Here is a 13,619-nt window from a genome sequence, read left to right as displayed (position 1 = left end):
GCGGCGTCCTCCCCTCACACGTCCAGCAGCGGGCGGTGCTTGATGTGCCGGGCGAAGACCTGCATGAACTGCGGATCGACGCGCGCACCCCATACCGCCAGCGAATGGCCGACGATCCAGAGCACCACGCCGGGAATCCACAGTTGCAGGCCCAGGCCAACAGCGGCGGCCAGCGTGCCGTTGGCGATCGCCACGGTGCGCGGCGCACCGCCCAGCAGAATCGGCTCGGTCAGCGAGCGATGCAGCGGCACCTCGAACCCGGCCGCGAAGGTATCCGGGGCGCTCATACGACGGCCCCGCCTGAGAAGCTGAAGAACGACAGGAAGAAGCTCGAAGCCGCGAACGCGATGGACAGACCGAACACGATCTGGATCAGCTTGCGGAAGCCGCCCGACGTGTCGCCGAAGGCGAGCGCGAGGCCCGTGGCGATGATGATGATGACCGCGACGATGCGCGCCACCGGACCCTGGATGGATTCGAGGATGGATTGCAGCGGGCCTTCCCACGGCATCGAGGAACCGGCGGCCTGCGCGGTTCCGGCCAGGAACAGCAGCAGAGCGGCCAGCAGCAGCCCTTGCCCCGCAGGGCGGGCCAGGCAGCGCAGCCGCGCAAGACGCAAAGCCGGATTTGCAGAAAAACGGAAAGCAGGAATGGTCATCTGCGTCATGGCAGTTCTCCAAGTGAGTCAGGGGATGGGGAAGTCGCCGCAGCGGGTGCGGCATTGGGAAGTGGCGGCAGCTCGGGAAACGGCGTTTCCAGCGCGTCCGCCAGTTGGTAGCCCACGCCGTCGAAGCCGACGACGCGGGCGATGCTCTCGATGCGGCGCTTGCGCCCGCGCCCGGCGATGTGGATCACCACGTTGACCGCCTCGGCGATCAGCGCACGGGGCGGATTCACCGCCACTTCGAGAATCAGTTGCTCCAGGCGCAGCAGCGCGCCGAGCGCGGAGCCGGCATGGATCGTGGCGATGCCGCCGGGGTGGCCCGTGCCCCACACCTTGATGAGATCCAGCGCCTCGGCGCCGCGCACTTCACCGACGACGACGCGATCAGGCCGCAGGCGCATGGACGAGCGCACCAGCTCGGTCATGGACACCACGCCTGCGCGCGTGCGCAGCGGAACGTGGTCGCGGGCCGCGCATTGCAGTTCCACCGTGTCTTCGAGCACCAGCACGCGGTCGCCCGTGGCGGCGATCTCGGCGAGCAGCGCATTGGCGAGCGTGGTTTTGCCGCTGCTGGTGGCGCCGGCGATCAGCACGTTCTGCCGCTCGCGCACGGCGCGAACGAGAAAGCCCGCTTGCGCGCTGGTCATCATCCCGTCGATGACGTACCGCTCCAGCGGAATCACGCCGATGGCGCGCTTGCGCAGGGCGAAGGCCGGCCCCGGCGCGGCGGGCGGCAAGATGCCCTCGAAGCGCTCGCCCGTTTCGGGCAGCTCGGCGGATAGCAGCGGCTGGCCGCGATGCACTTCTGCGCCGACGTGGGCCGCGACCAGTCGGATGATTCGCTCGCCGTCCGCCTCGGGTAGTTCCACGCCCATCGGCGCGCGCCCACTGGAAAGCCGATCCACCCAAAGCGTGTGATCAGGATTCAGCATCACCTCCACCACGTCCGGGTCTTCGAGCGCGGCGGCGATCAGCGGCCCCATCGCCGTGCGCAGCATCTGGATGCGGCGGTCGAGCGACGTGGCACCCATGGACTGTGGAACGGCGCTCATGACGCACGCTCCTGCGCTTGCGCGGCTGCCGCCGCGTCCTCCATCCGCATCGGGTCGGGATGCAGTTCCTCCACCACGTCGCGCACCAGACTGCGACCGCGCAGCAGGTGGCGGCCAAGCTGCTCGGTGAACTGCTCGAAGCGTGCTTTGCCCTGCGCGCGTGCCGCGTCTTGGTGCGCCTCGGGAACTGGCGTGCTGACGGTCAGGTAGTAACGGATGAACAGCGCCAGCGTTTCGATGGCGATGTTCTGGTCGCGCTCCATGCGCTCGGCCTGGCGAGACAGGCGATCCAGCCGCTTGGCGATGGCCGCCTCGCGCTGGTCGGCGGCATCGGGCGACAACCACGATGCGAGCGCCGCCGCGACGATGGACGACTTGGACACGCCTTTCTTGGCGGCCAGCTCGTCCAGGCGCTTGGCGTGCTCCGGCTGGATGAACAGGTTGAGGCGGTAGTGGCTCATAGCTCGATTCCGTCGTTGGGGTCGAGGGAAGCCAGCCGGGCCGTGCGCTGCATGGCTGGATCGAGCTGGCGCGGAAGGGGAAGCGGCAGGTCGTCGTCGTCATCGAGCAGCGCAAGGTCGGCCGCGGGAGCGGCCAGCTCGGGGTCGTAAGCGACGGTTTCGGAGAGTTCGGGCTGACGGCGCGGACCGCCGTCGTCGACCGAACCCAAGTTCTCCAGGCCATCGGCGGATGCCGTGGCAGGCGCAGCGGGCACGGACGGAATCGCCAGCCCGCTCCAGTCGTCGGGCCGCGACGGCGGCGCGTCGGCGTACTGCCCTTCCGCCAGCATGGGCGGTGGCAGCACGCGACGCTTGAAATTGGCGTCCGTGTAGTAGCGCAGCTTCTTCGCCTTGATCGGCGCCACGCTGGACACCATCACCACGGCCTCGTCAGGCGGAAGCTGCATGACTTCGCCCGGCGTCAGCAGCGGGCGCGCGGTTTCCTGGCGCGACACCATCAGGTGGCCCAGCCACGGCGCGAGCCGGTGGCCCGCGTAGTTGCGCTGGGCGCGCAGCTCGGTGGCCGTGCCCAGCGTCTCGGAGATCCGTTTGGCGGTGCGCTCGTCGTTCGTGGCGAACGTCACGCGCACATGGCAGTTGTCGAGGATGGAGTGGTTTTGCCCATACGCCTTGTCGATCTGGTTGAGCGACTGCGCAATGAGGAAGCTGCGGATGCCGTAGCCCGCCATGAAGGCCAGCGCCGTCTCGAAGAAGTCCAGGCGCCCCAGCGCCGGGAACTCATCGAGCATCAGCAGCAGCTTGTGGCGGCGCTCGATGCCATCGGAGCCATCGAGCGATTCGGTGAGGCGCCGCCCGATCTGGTTGAGGATCAGGCGAATGAGCGGCTTCGTCCGCGAAATGTCCGAAGGCGGTACCACCAGGTACAGCGACACCGGATGCTCGGCAGCGATCAGATCGGCGATGCGCCAATCGCAGCGCGAGGTGACTTCGGCCACCGTCGGGTCGCGGTACAGGCCGAGGAACGACATGGCGGTGCTCAACACGCCAGAACGCTCGTTGTCCGATTTGTTGAGCACTTCGCGCGCCGCAGAGGCGACGACCGGATGCGGCCCATCGCCCAGGTGCGGCGTGGTCATCATCCGGTGCAAGGTCAGCTCGAACGGGCTGGCCGGGTCGGACAGGAAGTTGGCGACGCCGCGCAGCGTCTTGTCCTCGCCGGCGTAGAGCACATGCAAGATCGCACCGACCAACAGCGCGTGGCTGGTCTTTTCCCAATGGTTGCGCTTCTCCAGCGCACCTTCGGGATCGACCAGAATGTCCGCGATGTTCTGCACGTCGCGCACTTCATGCGCGCCGCGCCGCACTTCCAGAAGCGGGTTGTAGGCAGCCGACTTCGCATCGGTCGGGTTGAACAGCAGGCAATGCGAGAAGCGCGAGCGCCAGCCTGCTGTGATCTGCCAGTTTTCGCCCTTGATGTCGTGAACGACGGCCGAAGCCGGCCAGGACAGCAGCGTCGGCACCACGAGGCCCACGCCCTTGCCCGAGCGCGTAGGCGCGAAGGTCAGGACGTGTTCCGGGCCTTCATGCCGAAGGTACTGGCGATCGTGCTGGCCCAGGAACACGCCGGCCGGCTGCGTGAGGCCCGCCTTGCGCATGTCCTGCGCGTTAGCCCAGCGTGCAGAGCCGTAGGTGGTGACGAGGCGCGTTTGGCGCGAGCGCCAGACCGACATGGTGATGGCAACGCCCACGGCGACCATGCCGCTGGCACCGGCAATGGCGCCGCCCGTGTCGAATACTTCCGGCGCATAGGCGCCGAAGAAGAACCACCACTCAAACAGTTTCCACGGGTGGTAGATCGACGTGCCAAGAAAGTCGAACCAGGGCGAGCCAAGGCGTACTTGATAGCCAAGGGCCGATGCTGTCCATTGTGTGGCGCCCCACACGCCGGCGATCACGATGCCGAATACCACGGCGATCTGACCGAACAGCACGTTCGTCCCTTGCATGACCCGGCCTCCGATTTCTCCTGCGCTTTTTCCTCATGGAAAGAGCGGCACAAGGACGTGCCGCAGGCGTCAGGTTCGGTGCCGGGTCAGTGCCGGTCAAAGACCGTTTTGAGCAGAAAGGTCGAGCAAGAAGAAAGAATGAGTGCAGCGTCGAACCAAAGCAAAACGCCGCAAGCGCAGGCGCATTGCGGCGTATCGAGCAGAAAAATGAAGGCGATGCGGCTATCTGCCAACAATCAGAACTTGGGCGGTTCCTTCGGCGGCGTGTAAGGGGTTTCGCCATCGCCATAGAACCGCTTGCGCGTGGCTTCGGCCACCCGGTTGCACAACACGTCGCCGAGCTTCGGGCGGTCGGTTTTGCACTGCTGGCGCAGTTCCTTGAGTCGTTCGGGATTGGCCGCCAGTTCTTCCACCGTCGGGATATTCGCTTCCGACGTGTTGGCATTCTGAGGCGTTTCGGACTGGCCGCAGGCGGTCAGAATGGCCGTCAACAAGAATGGGATGATCTTCTTCATGGCATCAATTCCTCCGGGGGATCAGGGTTGCGGCCTCGTATGGCCCTGGGAGTTTCCTGCGACTCGATGGTCTGCACGCGCTCAATAAAACGTGTCAGTTCGTCAGACGGATCGCCGTCGAGACGGAGCAAGTAGGTCGTCAGTGGCGGCACTCGCGACGCCAGCGGCCGAGCTACGACGCCCGGTTCACGGCTGGCGGCAATGTGTGCAGCGCCCGCTAGTCCAAGCGCGAAGCCGGCCGATACCAGTGCCATCATCAGATCGCACGTGGCAACCCGTTCTGCGATCAGCGGTTCCATGTCAGCACGACGCAGCACTCGTTCAACGTGCTTGGCGTGGCCCTCACACACTTGCGGATCGCACAAGACCAGCGGGTAGCGCAGCAACTCGTCCAAGGGAATACGCTTGTGGGCCAGCAGTGGATGCCGGGCCGGCACTGCCACCATGAGTGCATCGCTCCAAGCGGGCAAAGTGACTATGCCGTCGCCCACCTCGTCGGATTGGGCAAACCCCACGTCGTACAGATCATCATGCAGCCCTTTGATCTGCTGCGATAGTGACACCTCGAAAAAGCGGATCTCGACCTCGGGTTCTTCCTGGCGACACAACGCCAGTAAGGTCGGCAGGCGCGACGGCGTGATGCCGTCCGACAAGGCCACGCGCAACTGCCCGTGAAAACCGTTTGCCGCTGCTTTCACGCTCTCTCGCGCTTGCTCCAAGGCAGCAAACACACGACGCACATGTTCCAAGAACAATGTTCCGGCATGGGTCAGCCGCGTACTGCGCGTGGTGCGGGCAAACAGCATCACGCCGAGTTCTTCTTCCAGTTCCTTGATGGCCCGCGACAGCGGCGACTGCTCGATGTGCAGCCGCTCGGCGGCGCGCGCGAAGTGGAGTTCTTCGGCGACGGCGACGAAGCACCGAAGATGGCGCAGCTCCATTTACACCCCGCCGGACTTGTGATGAACCGGCTCCCCTCCGCCAATGAGGCGCGGAGAGCGACGTTTGCGTCTGCCCGAAATCGACCGTTGCCCGTCGTCTGAGATCACGGTTCTGTTGTCCATTGCGGCCTCCTTTTCGCGCTTCCCCTCTTGCGGCAAGCTTGCATGGTGCTAAGATAGTAATAGATTACTCACTTTCGAAGGCGCAAGCAATGAGTGGACACTCCAAGCATCTACCGGCCGATGAGCGGCGCGCGGCCACAGTCGAGGCGGTGGTCGACTTGGCCGCCGAGCAGAACCCCAGCGACATCACGACCACAGCCATCGCACAGCGTATGGGGCTGACCCAGGGGGCGCTGTTTCGTCACTTCCCGACCAAGGACGCCATCCTGCAGGCGGTGATGTCCTGGGTCACGGAACGCCTGCTGGCTCGGGTGGACAAGGCAGCAGAAGGCACTACGTCTCCGGTCGCAGCCCTTGAGGCGGTCTTCATGACGCATATCGACTTCGTGTCCGAGCACCCGGGTGTGCCGAGGATGCTCTTCGGCGAATTGCAGCGACCTGGAGAGACCCTGCCCAAGCGAATGGTGCAGACCTTGATTCAGCACTACGGCGAGCGGTTGCATCGCCTGCTCGAAGCCGGCAAGGCGCAGGGCGAACTGGATGCGGGACTGGATGTGGATGCCGCCGCCGTGTTGTTCATCGGCACGATCCAGGGACTGGTCATGCAGTCGCTGTTGGCGGGCAAGGTCTGTCGCATCCGCCGTGACGCACCAGCCGTGTTTGCCATCTATCGCCGTGGCATCGAAAGCAACACATGAAACACCTGTCTTCTCCGCAAGCGCGACTGCGACCTCCAAACCCTTCCACAAATCGGGAGCAACGAACATGACGGCACACAGCGAACGCGCGATCTGGATGCGCGTGGTCTCCTTGATTGCGATCGGTTTTGGCCTGATGACTATCAGGGAAGGCGGCGCAGTCCTGTTTGTCGACGGCGCCGCGCGCCAAGCCGCCGGCCACTATGTGCCTTTCGTGCTCTGGTTCAATTTTCTTGCCGGGTTCGCCTACATCGTCGCCGGCGTCGGCTTGTGGATGCGCCGGCGCTGGGCCGCGTGGTTGGCGATTGTCATCACGGTGGCGACCGCGCTCGTGTTCCTGGCTTTCGGAGTGCATGTGGCTCTGGGTGGCGCCTGGGAGCGGCGCACGGTGGTCGCCATGACGCTGCGCACGTTGGTGTGGGCTGGCATAGCGGCCATAGCCTGGCGCCGGTCAGCGGCGAATGCGCCGGTCGCACGCGAGCACTGAGCACCTTTATCCAGCGGAAACCCATCGATGAAAACTCCAAACCTCCTTTCCAGAAAAACCCGTTGGGTCGTGATCGCCGTTGTCGTGCTCGCTCTTGGCGGCGCACTGGCGTTCTGGCTGTCGCGCGACCATGGACAACAAGATGCATTGCGCCTCTACGGCAACGTCGACATCCGCGAGGTGCAACTGGCCTTCCGTCAGCCCGGGCGCGTGATGCAAATGGCTTTCGATGAGGGCGATGCCGTCAGTGCCGGTGCGCGGCTGGCGACGCTCGACGCGCAGCCGTATCGGGAAGCCCTTGCGGCAGCGCAGGCCCAGGTGCAAGTGGCGCAGGCGGAACTGGCCAAGCTTCGCCGCGGTCTGCGACCGCAGGAAATCACCCAGGCGCGCGAGGCCCTCAGGCAGGCCCAGGCGCTCGCCACCGAAACCGAGCGCAATTTCAAACGCCAGAGTGGCCTGCTGGCATCGGGCGCCAGCAGCCAGCGTACGGTCGATGCCGCCCGCACGGCGCGAGACCAGGCAGCCGCTGGCGTCGAAGCAGCGAAGGCGGCCCTGTCGCAAGCATCCGAAGGTTTCCGCAAGGAAGACATCGCCGCGGCAGAAGCTCGCCTTGCGGCCGCACAGGCCGCCGCAGCGCAAGCCACGACAGCCTTGGCGGACACCGAGTTGATGGCGCCCAGTAGCGGAACCGTCATCGCACGGGTGCGCGAGCCCGGCAGCATGGTTGCAAGCCAGAGCGCGGTCTACAGCCTGAGCCTGGACAAGCCAGTTTACGTGCGCGCCTACGTGGGCGAGTCGGACTTGGGACGCATCGCGCCCGGTACTGTGGTACGCGTCAAAAGCGATTCATCAGAGAAGGTCTATCGCGGCCAGATCGGCTTCATCTCGCCACGCGCCGAGTTCACCCCCAAGACGGTGGAAACGACGGATTTGCGCACGGATCTGGTGTACCGCCTGCGCATCGTCATCGACGAAGCCGACAGCGACAGTGCCTTGCGGCAGGGCATGCCGGTGACGATATCGGTCGATGCCAAACCAGGCCTCAGCGGGCGCGTGGGGGAACGTTAAGATGCAGGCGAACGCCGCCACGCCGACAAGCGCAAGCGCGGATGTCGCTGCCGCTGCCGTCGTCATCGAAGACGTGGACAAGCATTTCGGCGACGTAAAGGCGCTGCGGGGCTTGAGTGCGCGCATCCACTATGGGCGGCTGACGGGTCTGGTCGGCCCCGACGGCGCTGGCAAGACGACGCTGATGCGGATTCTGACCGGCCTCCTGGTGCCGAACGCCGGCCACGTCACCTTGGCAGGCTATGACGTGGTCAAGGACAACGACGCCATCCACGTCGCCAGCGGCTACATGCCGCAACGCTTTGGCCTGTACGAAGACCTGTCGGTGATGGAGAACATGCGCCTGTATGCGCAGTTGCGCGGCATGGATGCGGACCGCAACGCCGATCTGTTTGCCGAGCTGCTGGACTTCACGCGGCTCGGACCCTTCACCAAGCGCTTGGCCGGCAAGCTTTCCGGCGGTATGAAGCAGAAGCTGGGCCTTGCCTGTGCGCTCATGGCGCGGCCCAAGGTGCTGCTGCTGGACGAGCCGGGCGTGGGTGTCGACCCGGTAAGCCGCCAGGATTTGTGGCGCATGGTGCAGGCGCTGACCGACGAGGGCATGGCCGTGGTCTGGTCCACCGCCTATCTCGACGAAGCCGAGCGCTGCGAGAGCGTGCTGTTGCTGAACCAGGGACAGCTCCTGTTCGCTGGCCCGCCGCAGCAACTCACCGCGCAGCTCGAAGGCCGCAGTTTCCGTCTGGAAGACGTCGGTGCCGAGCGCCGAGCGGTCCTGACCCAGGCACTCGACCTACCCACCGTGAGCGATGGCGTGATCCAAGGCGCCGGCGTGCGCGTGGTGTTGCGCGAGGGCGCGGACGCAGGGCAGCTCCAGGCCCTGTCCGATCAGGCGCAGGTGCGGCTGGCGCAGGTGCCTGCGCGCTTCGAAGACGCCTTCATCGATCTGCTCGGTGGCGGCCCCGGCGGCACGTCGACGCTGGCCGAGCGTCTGCCGCCGGTTGAGCTGGGTTTCGACATTGCCGTGTCGTGCCGAAACCTCACCAAGCGCTTCGGCGAGTTCACCGCCACCGACAACGTCAGCTTCGAGGTGCAAAAGGGCGAAATCTTCGGCCTGCTCGGCCCCAACGGTGCCGGCAAGTCCACCACCTTCAAGATGCTGTGCGGCCTGTTGAAACCCACTGCTGGCGAAGCGCATGTGGTTGGCCATGATCTGCGCCGCGCCACCGGCGCAGCCAAGAGCCGGCTCGGCTACATGGCGCAGAAGTTTTCGCTCTACGGCCTGCTCTCGGTGCAGCAGAACCTGGAGTTCTCGGCCGGCGTCTACGGGCTGGAAGGCAACACCCGGCGCGAGCGCATCGAGGAAATGATCGCCACCTTCGATCTGGGCGACTGGCTGTCCGCCACGCCTGATTCCCTGCCGCTGGGACACAAGCAGCGCCTGGCCTTGGCCTGTTCGCTCATGCACCGGCCGCCCGTGCTGTTCCTGGATGAGCCCACGTCGGGCGTGGACCCCATTACCCGGCGCGAATTCTGGACCCACATCAACGGCCTGGCGCGCAAGGGCGTGACCATCATGGTCACCACCCACTTCATGGACGAGGCCGAGTACTGCGACCGCGTCGCCATGCTGTCGCGTGCGCAACTGATTGCGCTGGATACGCCGGACGCACTCAAACGTTCGGCGATCAGCCCCGAACGACCCGACCCGACGATGGAGGACGCCTTCATTCACCTGGTGGAGTCCGCTGACCGCGAAATGGAGGCCGCCATATGAGCGCCGCTGCACCTCACAAGGACGCGGGTGGTTCGATGCAGGCCGACTTGCGCCGCTTTGACCTGCGACGCCTCATCGCCCTGGTCACCAAGGAAAGCTACCAGGCGCTGCGCGATCCCTCGACGCTGCTGATCGCGTTCGTGCTGCCGGTGGTATTGCTGCTGCTGTTCGCCTATGCGGTGTCGCTGGATGCGAAGGATGTCCGTGTCGGCGTGGTCCTGGAGTCGCCCGGCGCATCGGCACAGTCGCTGGCCGCAGCGTTTTCGGGCACCCGCTTCCTGGATACGCACTTCGCTCATGACCGACGCGAAGTGGCCGACCAACTGGTCTCAGGCGACCTGCGCGGCTACGTGGTGATCCCGCAGGATTTCGAGCAGCGCCTGGCCCTCCGTGGCAGCGAGCCGCTGGTGCAGATCGTCACCGATGGCTCCTACCCCAATACCGCCAACTACGTCGAGAACTACGCCCGTGGCGTGGTCCAGTCGTGGCGTGCCGGGCTGGACGTCGGAGCACCAGCGCAGTCCGTCATGCTGGAGCCGCGCTACTGGTTCAACCCCGAGCTGGAAAGCCGACGCGCACTGATTCCCGGCGCCATCGCCATCGTCATGACCATCATCGGCACCATGCTGACTGCACTGGTGGTGGCGCGTGAATGGGAGCGCGGCACCATGGAGGCAGTGCTGTCCACGCCGGCCTCGGTGGCTGAAATCCTGGTCGGCAAGCTGCTGCCGTACTTCGCGCTCGGCATGCTGTCCACGCTGGGCGCAGCGGCGCTGGCGGTGTTCGTGTTCGGCGTCCCGATGCGCGGCTCCTTGCTGTCCCTGTTGCTCTTGTCGGCGGTGTTCATGGTGCCGGCGCTGGGTCAGGGTCTGCTGATCTCGTCGCTGGCACGTAACCAGTTCCTGGCCGCGCAGATCGCGCTGTTCACGGGCTTCCTGCCGGCCTTCATGTTGTCGGGCTTTCTGTACGAGATCGACGCCATGCCGGCACCGATCCGCGCCATCACCTTGGTGGTTCCGGCGCGCTACTTCGTCGATTCGCTGAAGACGGTGTTCCTGGCCGGCGACATCTGGGCCCTGTTCCTGCCCAACCTCGCCGCCATGGCGGCGATCGGGGTGCTGTTCTTCGTGATCGCCAAGCGCGCCACGCGCAAGAACCTGGAGTGACGCGATGTTGACTTCCGCATTCTCGTTCACCCGCCTGCGCGCCCAGTTCATCAAGGAAGTGCTCAGCGTCCTGCGTGACCCGCGCAGCCGCATGGTGGTGTTCGTGCCGCCGATCCTGCAGTTGCTGGTGTTCGCCTTTGCCGCGACGCTGGAAGTGCGCAACGTCGATATCGCCGTCTACGATCAGGATGCGGGGCGGTGGTCGCACGAGTTGGTACAGCGCCTGGACAGCGCCCGCTTCATCACCCGCGTGCGGCATGTCGACAGCCAGCAGCAGCTCCACGAGCTGATCGACCGTGGCGAGGTGATCGCCGCGCTCGCCATTCCCGTGGATTTCTCGCGCTCCATCGCCGCCGGCGAAAGTGGCCGCGCGCAGGTACTGGTCGATGGCCGGCGCAGCAACTCCGGGCAGATCACCGTGGCCTATCTGTCCACCATCGCCGCCGATGTCGGCGCCGAGGTCGTTCCCGACGCCCAGGCACCAACGCCCGTGGTCGTGCGCCACTGGTTCAACCCGAATCTGGTCTACCGCTGGTTCATCGTGCCCGGCCTCACGGGCATCCTGGCGCTGTTCAGCGCGCTGCTCATCACCTCGCTGTCGATCGCGCGCGAACGTGAACTCGGCACCTTCGACCAGTTGCTGGTATCGCCCACCTCGACGCCCGAGATCATCATTTCCAAGTCACTGCCGGCACTCGCAATTGGCACCGCGCTGGGCCTGTTCATGATCAGCGCGGGCGTATTCCTGTTCGGCATCCCGTTTACGGGCTCGTTTGCGCTCCTGCTCGCTAGTCTGGTGCTGTTCATCCTGTCGGTGGTCGGCATCGGTCTGATGATTTCCGCGGTCAGCATGACGCAGCAGCAGGCCATCCTGGGGGCGTTCGCCATCGGCGTGCCGGCGGTTCTGATGTCCGGTTTCGCCACGCCGGTTGAAAACATGCCCGTCGTCCTGCAATGGCTGGCCCAGGCCATTCCGCTGACCCACTTCCTCATCATCGTCGAAGGCAGCTTTCTCAAGGCCATGCCGCCCGGCGACATTCTCGCCAGCCTGTGGCCGCTGGCGGTCATCGCCCTAGCCACGCTGACGATGGCCACCGTATTCGTCCGAGGACGCCTGCAATGAAATCCAAGCCCTGCACTCCCTTTCTTCGCGCAACCATCACCGGCCTGACCCCTGGGCGCGCGCGTCCGCTCGCGCTGGCCTTGTCCTGCGTGCTGCTGACCGCCTGCGCAAGCGTGGGCCCTGACTACCGCGAGCCGCCGCCGGTCGACGTCGGCAGCGGCTGGAGCTTGCCGTTGGCAAGCGAATCCCAGTCCACAGACTTGAGCCAATGGTGGTCTGCACTGGACGATCCCATCCTCGATCGCCTGATGGCCACGGCGCTGGCACAGAACCTGGATCTGCGCCAGGCTGCGGCACGCATCGATGAGGCACGCGCCCTGCGCGATCGTGTGGCCGGCGAGGCATTGCCCACCGCCGCCGCTGGCGCGAGCGTCAACCGGCGCCGTCAAAGCGAGAACGGACCCCTGCCCGTAGGCTCCATCCCCGGTCTTGACGCCACGCAGACCATCTACGACGCGGGCTTCGACGCGGCCTGGGAGGCCGACTTGTTCGGGGCCAGGCGGCGCGCCCTGGAGGGCGCCAGCGCTCGCCTGCAGGCGACCGAAGCCGATGCACAGGGAGTACGCATGCGCATCGTGGCCGAGGTCGCGCGCACCTGGTTCACCGCCGTCGGCGCCCGCTACGAGTTGCACGCACAACAGGCCACACTGGATACGCTGCAGCAAACCTTGGAATTGGTGCGCCTGCGGCATGCGCTGGGCGACGCGTCGGCCGCCGACGTGGAGGCGGCGTACGCCCAATGGACAGCAGTCAACGCGCTCATCCCGGATATCCAGGTGCGTCAGCGCGCCGCAGTGCTCGGCCTGGGCGTGCTGCTGGGCGCGCCGCCGGAGCGGGAGCTGGCACTGCTGGATGGCCCCTTGACGCCGAGCACGCTGCGGGCGCTGCCGGTGGGCGAGCGCGCAGAGATGCTGCGCCGGCGCCCGGACGTGCTGGCTGCGGAACGTCGCCTGGCAGCGAGTTCCGCCGACATCGGCGTGGCCACGGCCGAACTGTTCCCCAAACTCTCCATCGGTATCGGCGGCGGGTTCCAAGCGCTCAGCACGGGCGATTGGTTCGATGCATCCAGCTCGCGTTTTTCCATCCTGCCGCTGATTTCCTGGCGCCTGTTCGACGGCGGCCGTGTGCGCGCCGAAATTCGGGCACGCGAGGCGGCCGAGCGGCAGGCCGCGCTGGCCTATGAGCAGGCGGTGCTGACGGCGCTGGGCGACGCCGAGCGCGCGCTGGGCGACTACCACGGCGGGCTAGACACGCTTGAGCGCCGCGGTATGGCACTGGATGCCGCGCGCACCAGCTACGGCCACGCCAAGGCGCGCTATGCGGCAGGCGACATTGCGCTGGTCGAACTGCTGGCTGCCCAGCGCAGCCTGCACGAGGCCGAAACCGCAGCCGCACGCGCGCATACCAACGCCGCCGTGCAACTGGTGGCGCTGTACAAGGCCCTTGGTGGCGGCTGGGACGTATCCACGACGGCATCGACCGCAACCCATCCGCAGCGGGGCGCTGCCGCCACCGTCGCGTTTTCAAGCCGTTGACTCAAC

The 13,619-nt window shown here is 65.9% G+C and carries 14 protein-coding genes; 7 read left to right on the top strand and 7 right to left on the bottom strand.

What is annotated here, in order from left to right; translation table 11 throughout:
* Positions 1 to 14 precede the first annotated feature (14 nt).
* The 7 genes from MIC98_RS05925 to MIC98_RS05895 all read right to left on the bottom strand — a co-directional run bounded on the left by MIC98_RS05925 (position 15) and on the right by MIC98_RS05895 (position 5,639).
* A complete protein-coding gene (locus tag MIC98_RS05925) occupies positions 15 to 287 on the bottom strand; it encodes a VirB3 family type IV secretion system protein (protein WP_003291752.1) in 273 nt (90 codons plus the stop codon).
* Complete coding sequence (locus tag MIC98_RS05920) at positions 284 to 667, bottom strand: TrbC/VirB2 family protein (RefSeq protein WP_003103996.1); 384 nt, start codon at positions 665 to 667, stop codon at positions 284 to 286. Before MIC98_RS05920 ends, MIC98_RS05925 begins: the two co-directional genes overlap by 4 nt.
* On the bottom strand, positions 664 to 1,716 hold the full coding sequence (gene trbB, locus MIC98_RS05915; protein ID WP_015476677.1) for a P-type conjugative transfer ATPase TrbB: 1,053 nt from the start codon (positions 1,714 to 1,716) through the stop codon (positions 664 to 666). The genes MIC98_RS05920 and trbB overlap by 4 nt, the downstream gene beginning before the upstream one ends.
* Positions 1,713 to 2,177: a ribbon-helix-helix protein, CopG family gene (locus MIC98_RS05910; RefSeq protein ID WP_003111089.1), complete on the bottom strand. Its 465-nt coding sequence runs from the start codon at positions 2,175 to 2,177 to the stop codon at positions 1,713 to 1,715. Before MIC98_RS05910 ends, trbB begins: the two co-directional genes overlap by 4 nt.
* Complete coding sequence (locus tag MIC98_RS05905) at positions 2,174 to 4,183, bottom strand: conjugal transfer protein TraG (RefSeq protein WP_015476678.1); 2,010 nt, start codon at positions 4,181 to 4,183, stop codon at positions 2,174 to 2,176. The genes MIC98_RS05910 and MIC98_RS05905 overlap by 4 nt, the downstream gene beginning before the upstream one ends.
* 236 nt (positions 4,184 to 4,419) lie before the next feature.
* Positions 4,420 to 4,698 (bottom strand): EexN family lipoprotein, encoded by a 279-nt coding sequence (locus MIC98_RS05900; protein ID WP_015476679.1) that lies wholly within the window; start codon positions 4,696 to 4,698, stop codon positions 4,420 to 4,422.
* Positions 4,695 to 5,639 carry a LysR substrate-binding domain-containing protein gene (locus MIC98_RS05895; protein ID WP_015476680.1) on the bottom strand — a complete coding sequence of 315 codons (945 nt, stop codon included), beginning with the start codon at positions 5,637 to 5,639 and terminating at the stop codon, positions 4,695 to 4,697. Before MIC98_RS05895 ends, MIC98_RS05900 begins: the two co-directional genes overlap by 4 nt.
* A gap of 212 nt (positions 5,640 to 5,851) precedes the next feature.
* Between MIC98_RS05895 and MIC98_RS05890 the strand changes: the two genes are divergently transcribed.
* The 7 genes from MIC98_RS05890 (at position 5,852) to MIC98_RS05860 (ending at position 13,613) form a co-directional block, all read left to right on the top strand.
* A complete protein-coding gene (locus tag MIC98_RS05890; RefSeq protein WP_015476681.1) occupies positions 5,852 to 6,460 on the top strand; it encodes a TetR/AcrR family transcriptional regulator in 609 nt (202 codons plus the stop codon).
* 67 nt (positions 6,461 to 6,527) lie between these two features.
* On the top strand, positions 6,528 to 6,947 hold the full coding sequence (locus MIC98_RS05885) for a hypothetical protein (RefSeq protein ID WP_015476682.1): 420 nt from the start codon (positions 6,528 to 6,530) through the stop codon (positions 6,945 to 6,947).
* A gap of 27 nt (positions 6,948 to 6,974) precedes the next feature.
* The gene (gene hlyD, locus MIC98_RS05880; RefSeq protein ID WP_041711865.1) at positions 6,975 to 8,015 is read left to right on the top strand and encodes a secretion protein HlyD; all 1,041 of its coding nucleotides are present in this window, start codon (positions 6,975 to 6,977) and stop codon (positions 8,013 to 8,015) included.
* Position 8,016: 1 nt separating this feature from the next.
* Entirely contained in the window at positions 8,017 to 9,789 is a 1,773-nt protein-coding gene (locus MIC98_RS05875) for an ATP-binding cassette domain-containing protein (RefSeq protein WP_015476684.1), read from the top strand.
* Complete coding sequence (locus tag MIC98_RS05870; RefSeq protein WP_015476685.1) at positions 9,786 to 10,955, top strand: ABC transporter permease; 1,170 nt, start codon at positions 9,786 to 9,788, stop codon at positions 10,953 to 10,955. The genes MIC98_RS05875 and MIC98_RS05870 overlap by 4 nt, the downstream gene beginning before the upstream one ends.
* Before the next feature lie 4 nt (positions 10,956 to 10,959).
* The gene (locus MIC98_RS05865) at positions 10,960 to 12,078 is read left to right on the top strand and encodes an ABC transporter permease (protein WP_015476686.1); all 1,119 of its coding nucleotides are present in this window, start codon (positions 10,960 to 10,962) and stop codon (positions 12,076 to 12,078) included.
* Positions 12,075 to 13,613 (top strand): efflux transporter outer membrane subunit, encoded by a 1,539-nt coding sequence (locus MIC98_RS05860; protein WP_015476687.1) that lies wholly within the window; start codon positions 12,075 to 12,077, stop codon positions 13,611 to 13,613. Before MIC98_RS05865 ends, MIC98_RS05860 begins: the two co-directional genes overlap by 4 nt.
* The last annotated feature ends 6 nt before the right edge of the window (positions 13,614 to 13,619 follow it).

It is taken from the genome of Stenotrophomonas sp. NLF4-10 (genome assembly GCF_022359915.1).
Lineage (GTDB): Bacteria > Pseudomonadota > Gammaproteobacteria > Xanthomonadales > Xanthomonadaceae > Stenotrophomonas > Stenotrophomonas daejeonensis.
Note: the sequence above shows the minus strand (reverse complement) of the source record. Positions and strands in the feature narration are given on the sequence as shown.